Raw genomic sequence first — 23,122 nt, 5'->3', positions numbered from 1 at the left:
CAAGAATCCCCAGACGAACGGGATTTGCGAGAGATTTCATCGGACGGTGAAAGAGGAATTTTATAGCATAGCCTTGAGGCGCAAGATTTATCTGAAATTGGAGGAATTACAGAGGGATTTGGACTTATGGATGGAAAAATACAACAAAGAGAGGCCGCACCAAGGGAAATACTGTAATGGACGGACGCCGATGGAGACATTTTTAGCGAATGTGCCCTTGGCAAAAGAGAAGATTCATTTTAATGAAGAGGAGATTTTCACAATCTAACCAGGGCTGACAAGGTGGCTCTTGGGAGGGTGACTGTCAGATAAAGTCTAAACTTTTACATATAAATATTTTAGCTAATAAGATTTGTGCAATTGTTTCAAGGGATGAACCTAAAGATGTAGCAGATCTTATTACTATCTCTCTTAATGAAAATTTTATTTGGGACGAAGTAATTTATATTGCTCAAAAAAAAGAAAATTTTGAAAAATTTTTTCTTATAGAAAGGATTAAAGCATTCCCTGCTCAACTATTTGATTTGTGCCATTTTATAAAAAAAGAAACAAAAAATTTATACTCCAAAATCCTCCCGGAACTAATAAAAGATTTAATTAGAGGAGAGGAAAATTCGCTTACTAAATTTAACTCAACTACCTCTTAACCGTTATCTTTAATCGGAGAAAAAAAAATAGATGGGGGCCGGTCATAAGCCGAGTTCTGTACCCGCTTTAAGCGGGTGGAGGTCATTCCTCTAGGCGGTTGGTTACCCAACCGCTCAAGCGGCCTACCCGGGAGCATCGGGCGGGCCACCCTCAAACGCTCCCCTACATGGCCTTTCTCCGGGTGGGGTTTGCCATGCCCTCTCCTGTTACCAGGAGAGGCGGTGGGCTCTTACCCCACCTTTTCACCCTTACCCCGTACCCTGGAAAATGGGTACAGGGCGGTCTATTTTCTGTGGCACTTTCCAGGGGTTTCCCCCTCCGGGTGTTACCCGGCACCCTGCCCTGTGGAGCTCGGACTTTCCTCCGAGGGCCCTGAGCCCCCGGCGACCTCCGACCGACCCCTTTAAAATATAATTAATCTTACAAAAATGTCCAATATTTGCCAGGAGCTCATATTAAGGGAGTATTTTTACCTTACATAGCGTTATCGCGAGGCGATACCGGCGCCGAGGAGATCTTTGGGGTTGTTCTCACCCTGAACTGCTTAGCTTATCCCGAGCAAAGCGAGGGATCTTTGAGACTGATTCGTCGCGCTTACATGCTCCTTGCAGTGACAAAGTAGGCCAATCACGTAAGGCCTCGTCAGCAGAGGCCGAAACAATCTCAGGCTAAGAAATCCTGTCTCAAAGGCTAGCGAAGGGATCTGAGATTGTCATGGCGACTACCTTGCCTTGCGATACCCCTTTAATTTCCCTTCTGGTTTAGGACCACTGGTAAAACATGATGGCGTTTAATTTTTCTGGTAGAAGTCTTGGGGAGTTCTTCGTCCCAAATGATAAATTGCTTCACCCGCTTATAAGTAGCCACATTCTCCATGGCCTTTTTTACTTCTTTGGCAATTAAGGCCTTTACGTCTTCTTCGGTTAATTGTTTACCTGAAAATTGGCGGTCAATCTCTTCATAATCAGGCACAATTACCGCTGCTACCTCTTCTCCTCCCCGTTCAGTAGGTATTCCATAGACCATGCTCTCCAAAATAAAAGGCCGGCGATCAAGCTCAAACTCTACCTCTTCTGGATATACGTTTTTTCCTGCTGGAGTGACAATTACGTTTTTAGCCCGCCCGCACACATATACATAACCTTCTTCGTCTATATATCCCAGGTCACCAGTGTGCAAAAAGCCTTCGTCATCTATAACGGCTTTAGTGGCCTCAGGGTTTTTATAGTATCCCTTCATTACCATAGGGCCTTTAAAACAAAGCTCACCTACCCCGTTTTCATTGGGACTTTCTACTTTTACCTCCACCTGAGGGAGGGGAACTCCCACACTGGTATCTTTGGGTCTAAAAACGGGATTTAGAGTAAGCACGGGGCTAGCTTCAGTCAGACCATACCCCTGGAGTATTTTTATACCAAGCTTTCTAAATTTTTCAGGCACAAAAGGCGGTAAAGGGGCACCACCACAAACAAAATATTTAAGGTGCCCAAGCCCAGCCTTTTCACGAAGTTTAGCAAAAAGAACCTTGGCTGCCTCTTCGTCTTTACCAACCTTTTCAGCTAGCTCAACTACCTTCAGTAACCCCTTAAACAAAGTCTTTCTGGGCAAAGGAGCTTGTTTCACCTTCCGTTCAATGCCCTCTAGCATCTTTTGGAATAAAAGGGGAACCCCTATCATTACCGAAGCCTTAGAAGTACGCAGATCTTCAATTATCTCGCGAGATTTTAAGCTACGGGCATAATAAATGTTTAACCCGGCATAAAGAGGCAATAAAAAGCCACCCGTACATTCTAAAGTATGGTGAATGGGTAAAACCGAAAGAATGCTTTCCCCTGGCTCCAAATCCACCATCTGATACACTAAGGCCACATCTGACATAATGTTTTCGTGGGTTAACATCACTCCTTTGGCCTTACCCGTGGTCCCTGAGGTATATATGATGGCTGCTATGTCTTTTAATTTGGGCTTCTTAAACTTATCTTTTTGTTTCTGGCCTTCTCTTAAAAATACCTCAAAGCTAGAAACTTTTTTATTGGAAAACTTTGATTTTTCAAAAGAATCTAATACTATTATCTTCTTAAAAGATAACTCTTCATCTATCTCTAATATGTCTTCCAAAAACTTTTGAGCCACGAATATAAAATTGGTATCAGTATCTTCTAAAATATGTTTAAACTCATGGGGCTTTAAAGCCGGGTCTATAGGCACCGAAATGGCTCCCAGGCTAGTAATAGCTAAGTAGGCCTGTCCCCATTCTGGAGAGTTAGGGCCTAAAATGGCACAGGTTTGCCCCATTTTGAGGCCTGCCCCTTGAAGAGCTTTAGCTAGAAAACGCACTCTCTCTCCAAGTTCTCTATAAGTGATATATTGCCATTTCTCATCACGATATACACTTAAAGCCTTTTTAGACCCGTAAACCTTTGCAGACCTATTTACCATTTCACCAATGGTAAATATTCCCAAATGATCTCGTAGAATATAGTTTTTTAGCGGCATAAAACCTCCATGATAGACACTATAATTTTACTAGAGAATGGCTTAAAACTGAAAAATAGAAAATAAGAGGGAAAAGGGGCACGGTCAAGCGTACCCCTGAAGTAGACTAAGGAATTAAGCCAGCGCAGCAGGTTCTTGCAAAATTGATAACCGGCTCGGGGTAAACCCCAAGAATTAATACCCCCACCACTGAAATGATAAGGCCAGCAAAAACATAAGGAGTCACGTTAACCGCTAGATCTTTTTCAGGTTCCTTCATGTACATGAGCATGACAATTCGTAAGTAAGGATAAGCAGCAATGGCGCTGGCTAAAACCGCTCCTATTACCAGAAGATGATGGCCTGCCTCATAAGCGGCTTTAAAAACAAAAAACTTCCCAATAAAACCAGCTGTAGGGGGGATACCCACCAATGAAAAAAGAAAAATGAGCATCACCAGAGCTACCCAGGGATGGGTTTTGGAGAGACCTTGATAATCGGTAATCTCTTCGCCGAGAAAATCTTTTTGGCGGAAAAGAGTAACCACAGAAAAGGCACCAATGGTCATAAACAGGTAAAGAAAAAGATAAAGCATGGTAGCAGCCATGCCCTCTCTGCTGGCAGCAATAATTCCCAGAACCGCATAACCAGCATGAGTAATAGAAGAATAAGCTAATAGGCGCTTGATATTGGTCTGCACCACGGCAAGAATAGCTCCAACAAACATGGTCACCAAGGCGAGTGGTATTAAATATTCAACCCAATCCACCCTGGCGTTATAAAGGGCTTCTATGAATACCCGCCCCATGGCAGCAAAACCAGCAGCTTTAGGCCCTACAGCCATAAAAGCAGTAACCGAGGTGGGAGCTCCTTCATAAGCATCAGGTGACCACATATGAAAAGGCACCAGCGCCACTTTAAAACCAAAGGCTACCACGAAAAGAGCAGCTGATAATAGCAGGGCTGTATTATCAGCAAGCCCGGGATAAAAAACCTTCTTGGCAATGACATCAATGTAAGTGGTGCCAGTGAGTCCATAAAGAAAAGTTATCGCCAACAGGAGAAAAGCTGAAGAAAAAGCCCCCAGGAGGAAATATTTCATAGCTCCTTCAAGAGAACGCAAATCACTATAAAGAAGGGCAGCCAGCACGTAAACAGAAAGAGACATAAGCTCAAGGCCAAGGAAAAGAAGGATAAGGTCCTTACTTGAAGCCATGAGCATCATGCCCGTTACCGCAAACATAAGAAGGGCATAATATTCACCAAAGTGAATCCCGACCATACGGTTGTACCCTGGAGAGACCAGGGTAACCATAATCAAGGCCAGGAGAAAAATCATTTTGAAAAAAAGGCCATAAGTATCAGCCGCATAGCTATTTCCAAAGACAGCCCCTTCCACCGCAAAGACCATTATCAAAGCTATGACCGAGGTGGCTATGGTGATCCAGGCAAATACGTCTTTGAGTTTCACCCAACGATCAGCCAGGGCCATAATACTGGCCACCACTACCAACAAAATTTCAGGATAAACCGCTACGAAGCTAGGAAGGGATGACCACATTTATTCCCTCCTTTATGATTTCACTAACAGGCGTTATGTCGCCAGAGGCATTGTGAACATGCTCTAATAAAGACCTAACCGACTCGTGCATAAACCCCAAAAACGGTGTGGGATAAAAACCAATCCAAAGCACCAAAAGAATCATGGGAACCAGAGCAATAAATTCCCTCATCTTGATATCTGGCAACCCTGCCACTTTGGGATTAACTTCCTGGAAAAATACCTGCTGGTAAAGCCTTAACATATAAGTTGCACCAATAATGATTCCCGTGGTGCCAAGCACAGCTGCCCACTTTTTAGAGGTAAATGTTCCTAAAAGCACCAGGAATTCACCTATAAAACCATTGGTCCCTGGTAGCCCTACTGAGGCGAGGGTAAAGACCATGAAGAAAGCCGCATAAACCGGCATCACCGTAGCCAGTCCCCCGTAGTCTTTAATGGCTCGGGTATGGGTACGGTCGTAAACAATTCCCACACACATAAAGAGGGCTCCTGTTACTATTCCGTGGTTAATCATCTGGAGGATAGCTCCTTCCACCGCGTTACCATTCAAAGAAAATATACCCAGGGTAATAAACCCCATATGACTTACAGAACTGTAAGCGATAAGACGCTTGAGGTCCGTTTGGGCCAAACAAATTATACCACCGTAAATAATAGCTATAGTAGAAAGCACCAGCATAGGAATCATCATAGACTTAGCAGCTACAGGAAAGAAAGCCAGGGAAAAACGCAGGAAACCGTAAGCTCCCATTTTAATCAAGATACCAGCAAGTATTACAGAACCAGCGGTTGGGGCCTCAGTGTGAGCATCTGGCAACCAGGTGTGTACCGGCCACATGGGCACTTTCACCGCAAAGGCGGCAAAAAAGGCCCAGAAAAGCCAGAACTGGAATTTATAAGGTAGTCCAAGTTTCATTATCTCAAGGATGTTAAATGTCCCGGCCTGGAGATAGAGAAAGATAATACCAACCAGCATTAAAACCGAACCCACCAGGGTATAAAGAAAGAACTTAATAGTAGCATAGAGCCTATTGGGGCCTCCCCATATACCAATTATCAAGTACATAGGGATAAGCATAGCTTCCCAAAAAAGATAGAAGAGAAACAAGTCAAGTGAACAGAAAACACCAATCATGGCCGCTGAGGTCAAAAGGAGAGCAATATGAAACTCCTTTACCTTCTCTGTCACCGACTCCCAGGAAATTAAAACGCATAGAATAGTTATAAGGGTAGAAAGAAGGACCAGCAGAACACTTATACCGTCAACCCCTAAAAAGTAAGAAATATTCCAGGCCTTTATCCAGGAATGTCTTTCTACAAACTGCATCCCGGAAAAAGATTTATCAAAGGAGAAGAAAAGGGGTAAGGAGACCAGAAAGTCTGCCACGGCCACTACCAGCGTAAACCAGCGGATAAGACGGTCATTCCGGGGTAAAGCCAGCAAAACAAGGGACCCTACCACCGGGAGCCATATTATCAGCGACAATAGCGGAAAGTCAGACATACGCAAGGCCACTTCCATATTTAGCCCTCCCTAAAAGAAATAGACCAACAATAAAACTACGGCGGCACCAGTAGCCATAATCAAAGCGTAAGTCTGAACCACTCCGTTCTGGAGCCGCCTTAAAGATTCACCACCACGACGAATAAGATCCGGCAATCCGTTAACCACGCCTTCAATGAGTATAGAGTCAACCACACCCTGAACAATTGAACGAGCGGTAAAAAACGTAGGCTTAACAATGGTGGCGTCATAAATCTCATCCCAGTACCATTTGTTATAAAGATAACGGTAAAGGGCGGGATACCTTTCTGGGATAAGACGCTGAAGCTCGGGCTTCTTAACATAAACCACGTAAGCCACTGCAATACCCAAGACACCTACGCCTACAGAAATGGCCATCAAGAAAAGTTCAATCCATTCTTTCTTGCCGTAAAGCCAATAAGGTAAATTAATATGAGGATGCCCAAGCACTGGCTCAAGAAACTTAGCAAAGTGATTGTGACCACCTAGAACATGTGGAACACCCAGCCAGCCAGTTACCACGGCTCCAACCGCTAAAATCATAAGAGGTATAGTCATCACTGATGGAGATTCATGGGGTTCATGACCGTGCAATACTTCTTTCCCCCGGAACTCCCCAAAGAAGGTCATAAAAACTACACGGAAAGAGTAAAAAGCTGTAAGCCCTGCTACCACCGTCCCTACAAACCAGACCAACTTACCCCAGGGATACTCCGAAACAAAGGAAAGCCAGAGAATTTCATCTTTACTGAAAAAACCAGCAAGCCCGGGAATACCAGAAATAGAAAGCGAAGCAATCAGAAAAGTGGCAAAAGTTATAGGCATATATTTTCTTAAGCCACCCATGTAACGCATATCTGTAGGATCAGGGGCGTGGTGCATGGCGTGCATTACACTGCCAGCTCCAAGAAAGAGCAAGGCCTTAAAGAAGGCGTGAGTAAAAAGGTGAAACATACCCGCAGCAAAGGCCCCTACCCCACAGGCCATAAACATGTAACCAAGCTGTGAAAGGGTGGAATAAGCAATCACGCGCTTAATATCAAATTGGGTAGGCGCAATGGTGGCGGCCATAAAACAGGTAATCATGCCTGCCGCTGCCACTATAGCCATGGCCACATGAGAAAGCTCAAATATTTCATGGCAACGACATACCATAAATACACCAGCGGTAACCATGGTAGCAGCGTGAATTAAAGCGGAAACTGGTGTGGGACCTTCCATGGCGTCTGGCAACCAGACGTGTAGCGGAAACTGGGCACTCTTACCCATAGCCCCACAGAAAAGAAGAACGGCTATCAGTGTAGCCAGAAGGACTTCTACCCCCAGAACATTTACCGTAGTATGAGCAATCTCATGAACCCTGGCAAAAACGTCTTCGTAATAAATGGATCCAAAGGTTAAGAAGACCAGAAAAACACCTAGGGCAAAGCCAAAATCACCAAAACGGTTTACAATAAAAGCCTTTTTAGCTGCATCCGCGGCACTCTTTTTCTGATACCAGAAACCAATCAAAAGATAAGAACAAAGCCCCACCGCCTCCCAGCCAAAAAAGAGTTGCAAAAAGTTATTAGCCGAAACCAACATCAACATGGAAAAAGTAAAAAGGGAAATATAAGCGAAGAAACGATAATAACCCGGGTCATCTTCCATGTAACCGATAGAATAGACATGTATAAGAAAAGACAGAAAAGAAACCATAGCCAGCATCAAGACCGAGAGAGGATCTATTTGAAAGCCAACAGCCGCGTGAAAGGTATCGGCAATCACCCAGGAATAAAGGTCAAAATTGGCCCTGGCCCCTCCGATAACATCTAAAAGGGCCTTAAACGAAAGGAGAAAAGACCCAAAGACCGCTATACACGGAAGCCAGTGCGCCTGTTTCCTTATGTACCACTTACCGAAAATCAAAGTAATAGTAGCGGCTATCAATGGTAAGAACGGTATCCAGATTACGTATTCCATAGGTTACCCCTTTAAAAGACGAAATTCGTCCATATGTACTTCTCTGGTTTTCTTAAAGAGAAGCACTACCAAGGCCAGACCAATGGCTGCTTCCGCTGCAGCCACCGCAATAACAAAAAACACCAACACATGCGCTACCGTGTGTTCCAGAGCACGCCCAAAGGCTACCAGACTGATGTTTACCGCATTAAGCATGATTTCTATACATATGAGCATAATGATAACGTTTCGCCTGACTATAAAGCCCAGAGCCCCAATACTAAAAAGAAAAAGAGTCAACACAACAAACCAGGAAACAGGAATCATGCCTCTTCTCCTTTCATACGAATTCTTCTGGTAAGAACTATCGCACCCAAAACCGCCACCAGTAAAAGCACCCCAACTACTTCAAAAGAAAGGATATGTTCAGTAAAAAGGGCTTTACCTAAAACTTTGCCATGCCCTTCAGCCAGAATTCGCTCAGGGGTCATATCTCCCACCGGAGAAGGCAGTTTTAGAGAGCCAACCCCTTTAGCTATCAAAATAAGCAAAGCTATGGAGACCAGAATAGCCGCCGGCCAGAAATCCATAAAATTCTTGATTTTCAACTCTGTCCGCAGGTTTATCATGTAAACTACGAATAGAAACAGCACCAATACTGCCCCGGCATAGACAATTATCTGAATAGCTGCCAGAAACTCGGCATCAAGCGTTATAAAAAGCACTGCCTGATGAAAAAACATAACTAGCATCCAGAGCACTGCGTGCACAGCATTACGGTTGGTGATAACAAGAATTGATGTAGCTATAAGAACTACCGCCAGATATAGAAAAACAAGTTTAGATAACAAGGCTTCCATTTAGATACCCTCCGCCTTTCTTTTTGGTCCAGGGAGCATCTTTTCTGGCACTCCGCGAGGCTTCCAGAAAGGATTAAAATAAGGCCGCTTTTGTGTTACGATAAATTCATCCCAGTTTTGCAGTAACTTTTCTTTGGTGAAGTATAGTTCATCCCGGCTGTAACCTGAATATTCGTAAAATTCCGTAAGAACAAGGGCGTTTACCGGGCACACCTCCACACAAAAGGCACAATAAACACAGCGCAAGGCGTCTATATCGTAACGGGTTACGATACGTTTTCTGGTGTTAGGATCACGTTCTGTCTCAATAAAAATACAACGGGAAGGACATACCTGAGCACATCGGTAACAGCCCACGCAACGGTCTTTACCTGTTTTGGGATCACGCACCAGGGCGTGGCGACCTCTAAAGCCAGGGGCTGGTTCCTTTTTAACCTCAGGATATTGTATGGTAACTGGCTTGGCAAAAAGCTTTCTTAAGGTGAGCGAAAGCCCCTTCATTATTTCTGTAAGAAAAACCGTTTTAATCAGACCCATGGCGCCTCCTGTCTCTACCTGCTTCTAAACCAAAATCTTTATAAATCCGGTAATTACAATGTTTAAAAGGGAAAGCGGAATTAGCACCTTCCAGCCCAACCCCATCAACTGGTCATAACGATAGCGAGGAAGGGTGGCCCGCACCCAGATATAGAAAAAGATTAAAAAGTAAAGTTTAAGTAAAAACCAGAACATGGGTATCCCTGGAATATCAAAGGGACCATACCAGCCACCCAGGAAACAAACCACAGCCAGCATGGACATAACCACCATGCCGAAATACTCCGCCAGATAAAACAAGGCAAATCTTATTCCGCTATATTCCACAAAGTATCCAGCTACCAGTTCGGTTTCTGCCTCAGGCAAATCAAAAGGAGTACGATTGGTTTCGGCAATAGCGGCAATCATAAAAACGAAAAACCCTATAATTTGGGGGATGGCGTATATTTTAAAAGGACTGGCTATCTGGGCCTTAACAATTTCCACAAGATTCATAGAACCTGCAAGCATCATTACTCCCACCAGAGAAAGGGCCATGGCTATCTCGTAACTCACCACCTGAGCCCCGGCCCTAAGACCACCAAGAAAACTGTAACGAGAGTTAGAAGCCCAACCAGCAAGGATTACACCAAAAGAAGAAAGAGAGCTCATGGCCAAAACAACCAGGAGAGAAGCATTAACATTAGTAACCACAAAGTGTTCCCAGATGGGAAGAACCGCCAGACTGGTAGCTCCAGCCACCAAGCTTATAAAGGGAGCAATGATAAAAACCCAGCGGCTATCAACCGAGCTAGGAATAATGTCTTCTTTGGTAATAAGCTTTAAGACGTCAGCAATAGGCTGGAGTAGCCCTCGCGGCCCTACTCTATTAGGCCCAAGCCTTTGCTGCATGCGGCCAATAACTTTTCTTTCCACATAAGTGATATAGGCCACGTGCAAAAGGGCAATAACAACCACTATCAAGGCCTTAAATAACGAAATGCCCAAGTATTTTAGCAAAAAGTGATTGGCAGCGTTGTATGCTCCCTGTACATCCATAGCTCAACCTCTCTATCTATCACATTCTCCTAAAACAATGTCTATAGAACCTATGACAGCAATGATATCAGCTACCATCTGACCTTTACACAAGTCAGGAATAGCAGAAATGTGGACAAATGAAGGAGCCCTTATGCGCATACGCCAGGGATGCCCGGCTCCATCGCTTACGAGGTAAAAGCCAAGCTCTCCTTTGGGCACCTCGGTAGCAACGTAAACATCTCCTTCAGGTACCACTGGCACTTCTACGCCTTTAATTAAATATACTTTTTTGGGATGTGGGGCAGCCTGAGGCCTTTTAGGCTTATCAAAAGGCATAAATAATCCCGGAGCATTTTCCGCTATAACAGGCTCTCCTTCACATTCAGCTAATTTATCCAGACACTGGCGAATAATTTTGTTAGACTCGCGCATCTCTTTCATGCGCACACGGTATCTAGCGTATACATCGCCTTCGTATTCCACGGCCATTTCAAAATCAAGCTCATCGTAGATAAGATAGGGGACGGTTTTGCGAAGATCATAACGGACACCAGAGCCTCTAAGAGAAGGCCCTGTCAAGCCCAGGTTTACCGCCTTTTCACCTGAAATAACCCCAACGCCCTTGGTTCTCTTAAGCCAGATGCGGTTTACATCAATCAAGGTTTCATATTCGGGGATACGATTAGGGAATTCTTCGGTAAACTTATATAATTCTTCAATAATGTGGGGTGTAAAGTCTAGACGTACTCCCCCAATACAAGGATACGTATGCGTAAGACGAGCTCCACATATTTCTTCATAAATATTTAGGAGCCATTCACGGTCCCTAAAACAATAGAGAAAGACCGTCATGGCCCCAATATCCAGGGCGTGGGTGGCTAGCCAGAGAAGATGGCTGGCGATACGGGCCATTTCACACACAATTACTCTCAATATCTGGGCCCGGCGAGGGACTTCAAGCCCCATTAGCTTTTCCACCGCCAGGCAATACCCCACGTTATTGGCCGCAGAAGCAATGTAGTCCAGACGGTCAGTAAGAACTATATTTTGCGAATAGGTGAAAGTTTCCCCCAGTTTTTCAATACCTCTGTGCAAATAGCCTATTATGGGGTCACAGTGGGTTATATATTCGCCGTCAAGCTCCAGGAAAAGCCTCAACACCCCGTGGGTAGCTGGGTGCTGGGGGCCCATATTTACGTAGTAAGGTTCATCCCACTCATCTTCCCCTATTTGTTTTTTTATAATTTCAAGCGCTTGTGGCATTGGTTTCCTCCTGCTCTCCCGCTGGACTTTCTGTCACGTCCTTTTGCCCTTGAGGAATACGATGATACCAATCATATTGAGCAAATTCTCTGACCCTTTCTTTAAGTTCTTTGTAGTCCTGCCATTCGCTTTCGCCTTCTACGGCCAAAGGATGATCTTTACGAAGAGGATGGCCCTGCCAATTTTCTGGCATGATAAGACGCCGCAGGTCAGGATGGCCATTAAAGATAATACCAAACATGTCATATACTTCGCGCTCAAACCAGTTGGCTACCTTCCAGACAGAAGTAACCGAGTCTATACGCGGGTCTTCTTCTGAAACCTGAGCTTTGACTCTTAAAAGCTCTCTATTGCGAATTGAAAAGAGGTTATATACTACTTCAAAGCGAGGAGTTTTTTTGCCAAGCCAGTCAACCGCCGTAAGATCTGCCAGGTGATCAAAAAGAAGCTCGGGTTTTTCATGTAAAAATTTAAGAATTTCCACAATCTTTTCTTTCTTAACCACTACATAGGGCTGGCCGGCACTTTCTCCCTCTTCAATAATCTCATCTGGAAAATTCTCCTTTAGCATTTCAATGGCCAACATACCGCCTCCTTAGCGAAAACTACCCCATCGGTTATGTTCACTGCGAATCTTCTGTTGAAGCTTCATCAAGCCTTCAAGTAAGGCCTCAGGCCTGGGAGGGCACCCAGGAATATAAACATCTACCGGAAGAAACTCATCACAACCCTGAGCCGTAGAATAAGTCCTGAAGACTCCTCCGGAACAAGCACAACTTCCCATGGCAATCACATAGCGAGGCTCAGGCATCTGGTCATAGACCCGCCGCACAATAGGGGCCATTTTTTTGGTAACAGTTCCAGCGACAATTAATACGTCAGCCTGGCGCGGAGAAGCCCTGAAAATTATGCCAAAACGATCTAAATCAAAGTGGCTCGCACCTGCGGCCATCATCTCAATGGCACATCAGGCCAGGCCGAAAGTAACCGGCCACATGGAACCAGCGCGGGCCCAGTTAATTATCTTGTCAAAGGTGGTAACGTAAACGCCAGTACCTGGAACCTGATGTATGCCTTCTTGAACCTCTACCGTGCCTTTTAATCCCATTGGAAACCTCCCCTGATCCAGGCGTAAAAATAGGCCACCAAAAGAAGAGCTATAAATACCACCATTTCTATGTAAGCAAAAAAGCCGATCTGGTCAAAGGTAATAGCCCAGGGATATAGAAAAACGGCCTCCACATCAAATACGGCAAAAAGAATAGCTATAGCGTAAAATTTTATGTCAAACCGGTGTCTGGTTTCTCCTGTAGGCGGAAGACCACATTCATAAGCAAGATATTTTTCTGAATATGGACGTTTAGGCCCTAAAACCTGATTGATAATCACCATGGCCAAACCAATAACAAAGACAATGAGAGCTGTTATCAAAATGGGGATATATTTCAAACTCAAAGATATTTCCATAGCTCCTCCTACTTAGGCACTAGTTTGAGCTTCTGAACTTTGGTCTTGAGCCTTAGACGAAGCCTTAGCTTTGGCTTTGGGTTTTTTAGCTGCCTTTTTAGCTGGAGCCTTTTTCTCTTTAACCAGCAAAGCTTCGTTAGGACACGCTTCTACACAGAAAGGCTTTTTACCTGCCTTAACCCGGTCATAACATAAGTCGCATTTGGCAATAACTCCATTCTTGGGATCAAAAACAGGTACTCCCCAGGGACAGGCAAAAATACAGTTCAAACAAGCTACACATGAGTTTTTATCCAGGAAAACTATGTCCAGAGGTCCTTCACGATAAAGAGCCCCAGTGGGACAGGCCTCTGCACACTTGGGCTTTTTACATTGCATACAGGAAAAGTAAGCGTAAACTTCTTTTACTTCGCCATCCTTAACAACCTTTAAAGAAAGGATACGGCAATTAGAAATTCCTTCCGCCAGATTATTACCCTTCTGGCAGGCCTCCACACATTTCCGGCACCCATCACATTTAGAAGGATCATGTTCAATGGTGTAATTTTTCATGTCTCTTAAAAGCCTCCAAATAATTAACCTTATGGATGCCTTATTTCATTCACTAAAAATCAATTTTGTCAATACAAATAATTAATAATCTCTAATTACAAAATCAGGGATAAACTACCAAATCCTTTCTTTTTTTTGTCAAAAACGAAAAATTTGTGAAATTTTGTATAAATTAAAATTCAGCTGCATGGGCTACTTCTTTTTTAAAGGTATCTTTAAGCCAGGAAGTCCGCTTTAATTTGCTGACTTCCTCTACTTTTACAAACTTGAGCGCTTCCATGGGACAGCGGGTAACACAGGCGGGCTCAAGGCCTTCTTCCAGGCGCTCTACGCAATAATCGCACTTATGAATAGTCCCTTTCAAAGAGTTCCACTGGGGAATACCCCAGGGGCAGGCCATTATACAGGCTCGGCAGCCAATACATAAGTTTTCATTGAAAGCCACTATCCCATCCTCTTTTCTCTTAAAAAGGGCGCCGGTGGGGCAGGCCTCTGTACAAAAAGCCCTTTCGCAATGAAAACAAGAGTTATAGATGAAAGTCATGCTTTCTTTACCGTGTATTTTTTCCGGCCCAAAGCGAAAAATACGGCAATTGGCCTGGCCAAAAGGTAGGCCTTTCCAGTCAGTACAACTCAGTTCACAAGCTAAACAACCAATACACCTCTGAGGATTATGATAAATGTAATATTTAGCCATTTTTAAAAACCTCCTAACTAAGTTTTATTTAACAGGTTCTACTTCTATGAAACATTCACAAAGGGCATTGGCCCCGCCAGCAGGATCATAAACGTCAAGCAAGCCTATTTCTAATCTTTGGTCAGCCACGCCTTTTTGGTAGGCTCTGGTTTGCTGTGGCACGGTTCTACCAAAGCCGTGAAGCATATAGACGGCCTCTGGGTGAATAAGGTCTGTGGCAAAAATCTTTATTTTCTTTTCGTAAGTCCCGTTCCTCACAATTACAGTATCTCCAGTTTTAAGGCCCATTTCTTTGGCTACCCTGTCATTTATCCAGAGGACATTTTCTTTTAAGTAAGGATGAAGGGCGGGGTTGTTTTGCCACATACCATGAGTCTGCCAGGCACAGCGCCCAAAAAGTAGCCTGAATTTACCGGCTGGAGGTTTTTCGGGAGACTCATAGGGTTTCAAGGAAGGAATGCCGGCTTCTTCCCATTTTTTGGCAATAATTTCAATTTTTCCTGAAGCTGTCTTGAAAGGAAGTTTTTCCAGGCGGTCATACCAGATAGGTTTATCAGTTAAAGAAATGAAACCTTTTTTCTGAATATCTTCTACCGAAACCCCTGTGCCATCAAGTTGCTTCTGCCATAAGTCTTCAATTGTTTCGTAAGGAAAGTGTTCGCCTTTCCCTAAGCGTTTGGCTAATTGTAAATATATCCACCAGCCGGGCTTGGTATCGTATTGGGGCTCTATAGCGGCCGTTCTTATACGAAAACCCGGTTTAAGCCCTTTTTGTGTAGCAATTAAATCAGAGCGCTCAAGATAAGTACACTCAGGCAAAATCACATCGGCATATTTAGAAGTCTCACTCCAGTTAACATCTATAACTACCAGCAGGTCTAGATTCTTAAAGATTTCTACCTGAGCCTCTGGATCAGGAAGACCAGTTAAAGGATCGTGCCGATGGACAATATAAGCCTTTAAAGGATAAGGGTCGCCAGTCTTTATAGCTTCAAAGGCCCTATGTAACAGTCCAGGTCCTTTATTTATGTGAGGGTATTTCCAGCCAACACCATCTGCCCTTTTTTCCTCTACCTTGGGCAAGTTTTCACCAATACTATTTAAGCCCTTTTTACCAGTATCCCCTGGCCCTTTCATAAAGAAAAGGCCACCTGGCACCTCTATAGCGCCTAATAAAATATTTAAAATATAAGTAGTCCTGATTTCCCAGAAGGCCTGTAAATAACGGGCCCTCATCCAGCCGGGATGAAAAATAACGTGAGGGGCATCTTTAGCCACTTCTTGGCAAAATTCATACATCTCATAAGCAGGAATCCCTGTCTCTTTTTCCGCCCATTCAGGAGTGTAAGGCTCAACAAAATTAGCCAGGTGCTCAAAACCATCTACCCAGCGAGAAACAAACTCTTTATCGTAAAGATTTTCCTTGATAATGATATGAATTAGAGCCAGGTTGAGGGCGTAATCAGTTCCAGGCCTTATTTTCCACCAGCGTGTAGCTTTTGAAGCAGTAACACTGTAGCGAGGGTCAATATAGGTTAGCTTGGCACCTTTATCCAAGGCATCTAATACTGCCTTGGTAGTTTTAATTTTTATGGACTCCATTATGTTACGGCCGTAAAGGACGATGTGTTTGGCATTTTTGTAATCATAATTAAGGGTCTTTCGCCCGAAACCAAAAAGAGAAAGGGCGGCATGGTTTACTGAAACAGCACAAGTTACGTCGTGGTTACAATAGTTGGGAGAGCCAATAGCCTTGAGAAAGGCCTTTCGGTATTCACCAAAAGGCCCTCCTCGGTCACTTAAAAGAACCGCCCGCCCCCCATGTTCGTCAATTATTTTTTTAAGTTTCTCAGCCACATAGTCTAAAGCTTCATCCCAGCTAACACTTCGCCATTTTCCTGAACCACGTTCACCATCTCTTATTAACGGCGAAAGAGGCCTTTCTGTATCTTTGAGAAGAGTTCTTCCAGCAATCCCCTTGGCACAAATGCCAGTTTTTATACCCTGGTCATGAGGATTACCGGAAATCCACAGGACTTCATTATCTTCAACTTCTACAGCGATAGGACATCTAACCGAGCACATACCACATATAGAATAAACTGTTCTTTTTTCTCCCATAATCTCCCCCTTAAGCTTTTGATTTAGCTATATTTTTATGTTTAGCTTTAGAAGCTTTAATTCGTTCTTCTAATAAATCAGCTAAACTTTTCATCTCTTTTACTGCTTCACTGCTTTCTTGCATTATCTGGTTAAAATAGCGATAAACAGGAAGCTTATTTTTTATCCTTTTAAAAAGCCAATAAGCCGGCAAATATAAGACAATAAAAGTAAAAATATAACTTACACTATCGCCAATATAAGGAACATAAAAAGGCAAAGGAAATTCTACATTTCCAAATCTAAATTGCATCCAGGAAAGAACAAAGGGAATAGGAATTAAAAAAGCAGCTGAATGTGCTATGGTTAAGAAAAAAAGTTTACCATAAACATCATTAGCCTCTTTATTAAAAGTATGATAGGCCTCTGTATCTCCCTTTTTAACAGCTTCAACAGATAGATTACTCCAGCTAACTAAATCATTGGTTAATTTTTTGACGTAATGACGATTGGCATAAAAGGCAATACCAACTAAAAGTTCACCTAAAAATATACACATAACAGCTAAAATAAAAGTTCCCAGAAAATAAGCTAATACAGGGTCAGAAAGTATGTGGTAAAAAGGTAAGAAAATTTTATCTAAGTATATAATCCAGTCTTGCATAAATCCTCCTAAAGGAAGGGGGGCGGAGCCCCCCCGTATTATATTTAATAAGGAGGTACGATACTCTTCCCCAAGAAGCCTTTGGAGGTGTATCTCAAGCCAACGTAAATGGCCAACACCACAAAGAGCCTTTTAAGCCAGATATCGGGGATATACTTCTGAGTCCTGGGCCCAACCATGGAACCAATAAAGATACCCACCAGCTCGGTTCCAATGAGAGGCCACCATACCTGCACTCCTTTAAGAACCATGTAGGTGAAGATCCCCATAATCATTTTTATAAGAACAACAAAAGCCGAAGTGCCAGCTACGATAAACATAGGGAGCTTTACTATGTCGGTCATAAAGGGAACCAGCAAGAACCCACCACCGATTCCTAAGAAAACCGCTATAGTGGCGATTACCAAGCCACCAAAGGCGGCCAGGAGGGGATTAAATTTGAACTCTACCCCATAGAAAGTAAAAACGCACTTGGTCAAGCCAAAAGATACGACTTTTACACCTTCAGCCTCACCACCCTTTTTGGCAGCTTCTTCAAAACGCTTAGCCGCTTCACGAGCAGCTTTTCTTTTGGCGCGAGCCCTTTCAGTAGTGCCGTAAAACATAAAACCTGCTACGGCAAAAACAGCCAGGCCGAAGTAACCAATATAGGACTTCAAGCTAATTTTGCCTGCGGTAAGCTCAGCTATACCAAAAGCACCACCTACCGCACCAATAGCTAGAGCTATGGCCAAAGGCCAAACAATGCGCTTCATTCGCCAGTAATTAACGGTAGAAACCAGAGCACTCAAACCGACTAGAAACATATTTGACACACGAATAGTATCAGTAAGGAACTTATTGAGAGCCGGATTGGTCTTCTTAAAGCTTTTGGCGTAATTAGCCAGACCAAAAATGGTAATATGACCAACGCCAGCCATAATACCACCAAAAGCACCTACTGTAGAAAAAATCCAGCCTACCCAGATGGCCCAAAGAAGACCGCCAATAGGGCTAGGCTTAGGTGCCCCGGGGATACCTAAATATCCACGAGGTGCGTTTGGGTCTATGCAACCCTCAGTACAGGTAGGAGTACAAACCGGGGTCTGGGCAATAATCCTTCCAAGGTCCCCTTTAAGACCTAAGTTATTGTTCAAAAGGATATTACAGCCTGCTGCTTCTCCAGCAGCTTTGGCGGCAGCAGCCCCAGCCGCTGCTGCCTTCTGAGCCTCTTCTGCCATTTTTTGGGCTTCTTCTGAAGCCTGAACTCCAGAATAAAGACAATAAACCCAGGCAATTACTAACAAAATAAAGATAGGCATTAAAAACTTAGAAAATTTCCTTATCCAGTCCATCTCCTCCTCCTCTTAATTAGTTTTCTTGAAATAAAAATATTTTTGGCTAAATACTTTTACTTTTTTTGATATCACCTCCTTTAGAAAAAACTTTTATATACCGAAAAAAAATAGAAGTTTGTTTATAAACAAATATTAAGCAAAAAGGGGGCCAAAAAAGTTACCAAAATAAGGAGGCAAAAAGCCCTTTTAGAGCCTGGAAAAAGCTAGAAATAAAAGAAGAGAAAAAATTAAATGCAACTTTTTTGTTGCAGGTGCAACAAAGTTTTAACGAAAATCTTCTGACTTGATCTGAAACTGACGCATCAAGCGCTGAAAAGCTTGTCTTTCCATTCCAGCCAGGCGAGAAGCCTGCGTTACATTACCTTTGGTCTTACTAAGTAGTCTTTCGATATAATTCCGAGAAAATTTTTCAACCAATTCTTTTTTAGCTTCAACATAAGGTTTATCAAATAACATATCAAAACAATGAGGGAGGATTTCTACTTTTTTTTCAGTTAAATCCCAAAGTTTTATTTCCTCGCCCTTACACAACAAAACAGCTCTTCTAATCACATTTTGGAGCTCTCTAATATTACCCGGCCAGGGGTTATTAACTAAATATTCTATAGCTTCAGAGCTAAAACCATTAACCTGCCGCTGGTATTTTTCAGTATATTGGCGCAAAAAATGATAAGCTAAAGGAAGGATATCTTCTTTTCTTTCTTTTAAAGGAGGCAACTCCAAAGTAACAACATTTAGGCGATAATAAAGATCTTCTCTGAATTCCCCTTTTTTGATTTTTTTCTCTAAATCTTGATTGGTAGAAGCAATTATTCTTACATCAACTGAAATAGTTTTAGTAGAACCAAGGGGCCTTATTTCTTTTTCTTGAAGTACTCTCAACAACTTAGTTTGAACGTTTAAAGAAATATCTCCTATTTCGTCTAAAAAAATAGTTGAACCATTAGCTATTTGAAAAAGGCCTTTTTTATCAGAATTTGCGCCGGTAAAAGCCCCTTTTAAATAGCCAAATAGTTCTGATTCTAAGATATGCTCTGGCACTGCCGGGCAATTGACAACCACCATCTCTTTATCTTTACGCTCACTTAAAACATGAATGGCTCTAGCAATAAGTTCTTTACCAGTACCAGATTCTCCTCTTATCAAAACAGGAACATCCGTGGGAGCAATCCTTTCAACTACCTCTAATATACGTTTAATCGCTGGAGACTCTCCTATAATACCTAATTTTTCCCAGGCACAAGTAACTACCTGATTCTTCAAACAAAAATTTTCTCGCAAAAGATGAGTCCGCTCAATGGCTCGTTTAACTACATGTAAAATATGCTCACTATCAAAAGGTTTTTGAATAAAATCATATGCTCCTGATTTTAAAGCCTCAACAGCCATCTCTATTGTCCCATATCCTGTGATAAGGATTATAGAAATAGTTGAATCAATTTCTAAAGCTTTTTTTAATAAAGTAATTCCATCTATACCTTCCATCTTTATATCAGTAACAATAACATCTGGAGAAAAATCAGGAATTAATTGAAGTGCTTCTTCTCCAGATAAAGAGGTTTTTATTTCCACATTAGAAATCTGTTTAAAAAGGCGATTTAGCATTCTTGTCATATGAGGCTCATCATCAACAACCAAAATACTAGCTTTCATATAAATATACCTCTAGTAAGATTTATCTAAAAATTGGTAAAGTAATAACAAAAACAGTTTTTAGATTCAAACTTAAATGATAGTCTCTTTCTGGAGGAGAAAAAACTTCAAGCTTTCCTTTATGATCTTGAATAATACCATAAGAGACTGATAAACCTAAGCCTGTACCTTTTCGAGGTGGTTTGGTGGTAAAAAAAGGATCAAAAATTTTGTCTTTAATATCAGAAGGAATACCACTACCGTTATCTCCAAATTCTATAACAATAGAATCTTCTTTCAAAAAAGTTCTAATAAAAATAAGACCATCTTTTCCAACAGCATCCCTACTATTATTCAACAAATTAAGAAAAACTTGACGCAATTTATCAGGATCTGCTTCAATACAAGGAAGATCATCAGACAATTCTATCAAAAATTTGATACCATCTTTTTCAAAAGTATGTCTAATAATATCTACAGTTTGCAAAATACAATCATTAACTAAAATTTTTCTTATAGAAGATTTATCAGAAGATCTTGCAAAAGATAATAAATCAGATACAATTTTTTTACAAACTTCAGCTTGAGATTCTATTATAGATAACTCTTCAAAAACATCTTTATCATTTTTAAAATCTTTTTTTAACATTTGGGCATACCCTAAAATAATACTAAGAGGAGTATTAATCTCATGGGCAATTCCTGAAGCCAATTGTCCAAGAGAAGCCATCTTTTCCGAGTAAATTAATTTTTCAGTCATTTTACGATAGCTAGTAATATCTTTAGCAATACCTTCAAAGCCAATTTTACATCCACTAGACTTTTTAGTAGCATGAGCTGTAATTATCACGTATTTTTCTTGACCATTTTTTGTTACTAATTTAGTCTCAAAATCTTTAATAAATCCATTTTGACAAGTAATTCTAACATAATCTTGCCAATCTTTTTTTTCTGCAAAAAAGTTTACCATTGGCTGACCAATAAGCTCATCTTTACTATTAAATCCTAATAAATTTACACCACTTGGATTGATATCAGAAATTCTTCCCTGAGAATCACAGAAAAAAATAGCTTCTCCAGAAGATTCAAATAGCCTTCTGAACTTACTTTCAGAAGCTAATAGCTCCTGCGTCCTTTGACGAACTTTATCTTCTAATGTTTGATATAATTCTCTTAATTTCTGATTAGTTTTTTCTAATTCTTCTTTAGCTTTTCTCAATTTTTCAGCATCTGATCTAACAAGAGCAATAACATGTTGGACACTAGCATAAACAAATGAAAGAGCTGCTATAGTTATAAAACAAGCTGAATTCAAACTTCCAGAAATAGGGGCTAAAGATTTCCACCATTCAGGAACACCAGCATAAATAAAAATAAAACGCAGCATATGCCCAATACTTCTAGAAATAGAAAAAGCAACAAAGGCCGTAGAAAGTCCAAAAAGATAAATAAAAAGAACACTTTTTTTATGCTCTCTCCTTAATCGTCTGGCATAACCAAAGGTAGCAAAAGAAAGTAATAACATTAAAAAAGAACCCAAAAAGTCTACAGAATATATAGGATAAAAAGGAAGATAGTTCATAGACTATTTTTTGATTGATAAAAATGTCTTAAACTCTGCATTAAGAAAAACATCGCTGGCACACATAATAAATGATCAAAGTGAGTTATATAGAAAAACCATTTTTCCCAATTTAAGGGGCCAAGAAGAGCATGTTCAAAAGGATTGGGAGGCAAATAAAGAGCTGTTTCCGGTAGCCTTTTTTTAAAAATATGAGCAGCCATGGCATCTAAGTTCCATAAAAGGAAGAAAAATAAAGACCAACGAAAATAACGCCAAGGTTTAGTTTTAACATCTGGATTTTTTCTTAAAAAATACAGCAAAAATATTATGGCCACTACAAATAAGACATGAGCCAACATATGAGAATAAAAACCTTCAGGAGGCCCATGGGTTTGAACGGCAAAGACGGGCTCAATTATCCCTAAACTCAAAATTATCAAACAAGTTAGGAAAAAAAGCATATGCATATAAAAAATATAATATGAAGCCTCAAAAACAACAAGAACTTGAGAGTTCACCACTTTTTATCCAGTGGATTATATAACCAGTTATGGTAGATTGAAACACAACTTGAAGAATGGAGGAAGTCTCATGCCTCAGGTTCTTCATAAAAGTGCTAAGCTTACCATTCACCAAAGAAAAATGATTCGGGAGAGCAAAAAGCCTATAAGGGTTCTGGCCAAAGAGCTGGGAGTATCTACTGTAACAGTTTTCAAATGGAGACACAGAGAAAATCCCGAAGATGCTCCTTATGGCCCGAAGGAGATAAAAACCAGCTGGAAGCCATGGCAGGTTGAGGCCATAAGGTATTTACGAGAAAAATTTCTCCTGCCTCTGGATGATTTACTGGAGGTAACCAGGACTTATACCAGAGAAAACAGTGCCCGGTCAACGCTAGGGGAGCTACTTAAAAGAAAGAAGCTTCCGAGTTTGAGGGAGCTAAAGAAGGCTTTACCTAGGAGGTAAAGAGGTTTCAGGAAGTAAAAGATCCGAGGGTTATTCATATGGATGTTAAGAAGTTACCGAAGATAGGAGGGGAGAAGAAGCGGAGGATTTTACAAAGGCGGTGGTGAGATTTTTCCATTCAAGATGAAGAATGTATTAACGGACAATGGGAAGGAATTTTGGGGCAAGGCCTTCAGGATATATTTAGATTAGAGGTAGAAGGGATATAGCATAGGAGGACGAAGCCATATAGTCCCTGGGCGGGTGAGTGAGGTATTGAAGGTAGAGAGTTATGGGGAGATAGAGAAGATAATAGGGGTGTTTTGGATAG

20 protein-coding genes, 1 other RNA gene and 2 pseudogenes are annotated in these 23,122 nt (G+C 41.8%); 2 read left to right on the top strand and 21 right to left on the bottom strand.

All coding sequences use genetic code 11. The features are described from left to right. Nucleotides 1-268 (top strand): integrase core domain-containing protein (locus tag TH606_RS05515; RefSeq protein ID WP_157627872.1); only part of this gene is annotated, 268 nt, incomplete at its 5' end. Between the two features lie 409 nt (nucleotides 269-677). Here the strand turns inward: TH606_RS05515 and rnpB are convergent. From rnpB to TH606_RS11500, 21 genes and pseudogenes are all read right to left on the bottom strand, one after another. Beyond that, an RNA gene (gene rnpB, locus TH606_RS05510) (RNase P RNA component class A) lies at nucleotides 678-1,050 on the bottom strand. A gap of 342 nt (nucleotides 1,051-1,392) precedes the next feature. Further along, complete coding sequence (locus tag TH606_RS05505) at nucleotides 1,393-3,144, bottom strand: AMP-dependent synthetase/ligase (RefSeq protein WP_068541929.1); 1,752 nt, start codon at nucleotides 3,142-3,144, stop codon at nucleotides 1,393-1,395. 106 nt (nucleotides 3,145-3,250) lie between these two features. Next, a complete protein-coding gene (locus TH606_RS05500; protein ID WP_068541928.1) occupies nucleotides 3,251-4,684 on the bottom strand; it encodes an NADH-quinone oxidoreductase subunit N in 1,434 nt (477 codons plus the stop codon). Beyond that, a complete protein-coding gene (locus tag TH606_RS05495) occupies nucleotides 4,665-6,209 on the bottom strand; it encodes an NADH-quinone oxidoreductase subunit M (protein WP_068541927.1) in 1,545 nt (514 codons plus the stop codon). Before TH606_RS05495 ends, TH606_RS05500 begins: the two co-directional genes overlap by 20 nt. A gap of 12 nt (nucleotides 6,210-6,221) precedes the next feature. Further along, nucleotides 6,222-8,174, bottom strand: coding sequence for an NADH-quinone oxidoreductase subunit L (gene nuoL, locus TH606_RS05490; protein WP_068541926.1), 1,953 nt, complete (start codon nucleotides 8,172-8,174; stop codon nucleotides 6,222-6,224). A 3-nt stretch (nucleotides 8,175-8,177) separates the two neighbouring features. Further along, entirely contained in the window at nucleotides 8,178-8,480 is a 303-nt protein-coding gene (nuoK, locus tag TH606_RS05485) for an NADH-quinone oxidoreductase subunit NuoK (RefSeq protein WP_068541925.1), read from the bottom strand. Further along, nucleotides 8,477-9,013, bottom strand: coding sequence for an NADH-quinone oxidoreductase subunit J family protein (locus tag TH606_RS05480; protein ID WP_068541924.1), 537 nt, complete (start codon nucleotides 9,011-9,013; stop codon nucleotides 8,477-8,479). Before TH606_RS05480 ends, nuoK begins: the two co-directional genes overlap by 4 nt. Continuing rightward, a complete protein-coding gene (nuoI, locus tag TH606_RS05475) occupies nucleotides 9,014-9,550 on the bottom strand; it encodes an NADH-quinone oxidoreductase subunit NuoI (protein ID WP_068541923.1) in 537 nt (178 codons plus the stop codon). Between the two features lie 24 nt (nucleotides 9,551-9,574). After that, nucleotides 9,575-10,588 carry an NADH-quinone oxidoreductase subunit NuoH gene (nuoH, locus tag TH606_RS05470; RefSeq protein ID WP_068541922.1) on the bottom strand — a complete coding sequence of 338 codons (1,014 nt, stop codon included), beginning with the start codon at nucleotides 10,586-10,588 and terminating at the stop codon, nucleotides 9,575-9,577. Nucleotides 10,589-10,600: 12 nt separating this feature from the next. Further along, on the bottom strand, nucleotides 10,601-11,833 hold the full coding sequence (locus tag TH606_RS05465; protein WP_068541921.1) for an NADH-quinone oxidoreductase subunit D: 1,233 nt from the start codon (nucleotides 11,831-11,833) through the stop codon (nucleotides 10,601-10,603). Nucleotides 11,834-11,951: 118 nt separating this feature from the next. After that, nucleotides 11,952-12,419, bottom strand: a pseudogene (locus TH606_RS05460) (NADH-quinone oxidoreductase subunit C); the annotation flags it as partial. Nucleotides 12,420-12,428: 9 nt separating this feature from the next. Further along, a pseudogene (locus tag TH606_RS05455) lies at nucleotides 12,429-12,941 on the bottom strand (NADH-quinone oxidoreductase subunit B). Next, on the bottom strand, nucleotides 12,932-13,300 hold the full coding sequence (locus TH606_RS05450; protein ID WP_068541919.1) for an NADH-quinone oxidoreductase subunit A: 369 nt from the start codon (nucleotides 13,298-13,300) through the stop codon (nucleotides 12,932-12,934). The pseudogene TH606_RS05455 and the gene TH606_RS05450 overlap by 10 nt, the downstream one beginning before the upstream one ends. Before the next feature lie 12 nt (nucleotides 13,301-13,312). Beyond that, entirely contained in the window at nucleotides 13,313-13,852 is a 540-nt protein-coding gene (locus TH606_RS05445; protein ID WP_068541918.1) for a 4Fe-4S dicluster domain-containing protein, read from the bottom strand. 172 nt (nucleotides 13,853-14,024) lie between these two features. Further along, on the bottom strand, nucleotides 14,025-14,549 hold the full coding sequence (locus TH606_RS05440; protein WP_068541917.1) for a 4Fe-4S dicluster domain-containing protein: 525 nt from the start codon (nucleotides 14,547-14,549) through the stop codon (nucleotides 14,025-14,027). Nucleotides 14,550-14,573: 24 nt separating this feature from the next. Continuing rightward, the gene (locus TH606_RS05435) at nucleotides 14,574-16,670 is read right to left on the bottom strand and encodes a molybdopterin-dependent oxidoreductase (RefSeq protein ID WP_068541916.1); all 2,097 of its coding nucleotides are present in this window, start codon (nucleotides 16,668-16,670) and stop codon (nucleotides 14,574-14,576) included. 10 nt (nucleotides 16,671-16,680) lie between these two features. Further along, nucleotides 16,681-17,313, bottom strand: coding sequence for a hypothetical protein (locus TH606_RS05430; protein ID WP_068541915.1), 633 nt, complete (start codon nucleotides 17,311-17,313; stop codon nucleotides 16,681-16,683). 44 nt (nucleotides 17,314-17,357) lie between these two features. Next, on the bottom strand, nucleotides 17,358-18,647 hold the full coding sequence (locus TH606_RS05425; protein WP_068541914.1) for a sulfite exporter TauE/SafE family protein: 1,290 nt from the start codon (nucleotides 18,645-18,647) through the stop codon (nucleotides 17,358-17,360). A 267-nt stretch (nucleotides 18,648-18,914) separates the two neighbouring features. Then, a complete protein-coding gene (locus tag TH606_RS05420) occupies nucleotides 18,915-20,303 on the bottom strand; it encodes a sigma-54-dependent transcriptional regulator (RefSeq protein WP_068541913.1) in 1,389 nt (462 codons plus the stop codon). Nucleotides 20,304-20,325: 22 nt separating this feature from the next. Then, complete coding sequence (locus tag TH606_RS05415; RefSeq protein ID WP_068541912.1) at nucleotides 20,326-21,864, bottom strand: two-component system sensor histidine kinase NtrB; 1,539 nt, start codon at nucleotides 21,862-21,864, stop codon at nucleotides 20,326-20,328. Then, the gene (locus TH606_RS11500; RefSeq protein ID WP_157627871.1) at nucleotides 21,861-22,181 is read right to left on the bottom strand and encodes a hypothetical protein; all 321 of its coding nucleotides are present in this window, start codon (nucleotides 22,179-22,181) and stop codon (nucleotides 21,861-21,863) included. The genes TH606_RS05415 and TH606_RS11500 overlap by 4 nt, the downstream gene beginning before the upstream one ends. A gap of 256 nt (nucleotides 22,182-22,437) precedes the next feature. Here TH606_RS11500 and TH606_RS05405 point away from each other — a divergent pair, with 256 nt between their 5' ends. Then, a complete protein-coding gene (locus TH606_RS05405) occupies nucleotides 22,438-22,812 on the top strand; it encodes a hypothetical protein (protein WP_068541910.1) in 375 nt (124 codons plus the stop codon). The last annotated feature ends 310 nt before the right edge of the window (nucleotides 22,813-23,122 follow it).

It is taken from the genome of Thermodesulfatator autotrophicus, assembly GCF_001642325.1.
GTDB lineage: Bacteria > Desulfobacterota > Thermodesulfobacteria > Thermodesulfobacteriales > Thermodesulfatatoraceae > Thermodesulfatator > Thermodesulfatator autotrophicus.
This window is presented reverse-complemented; position numbering and strand designations above follow the sequence as displayed.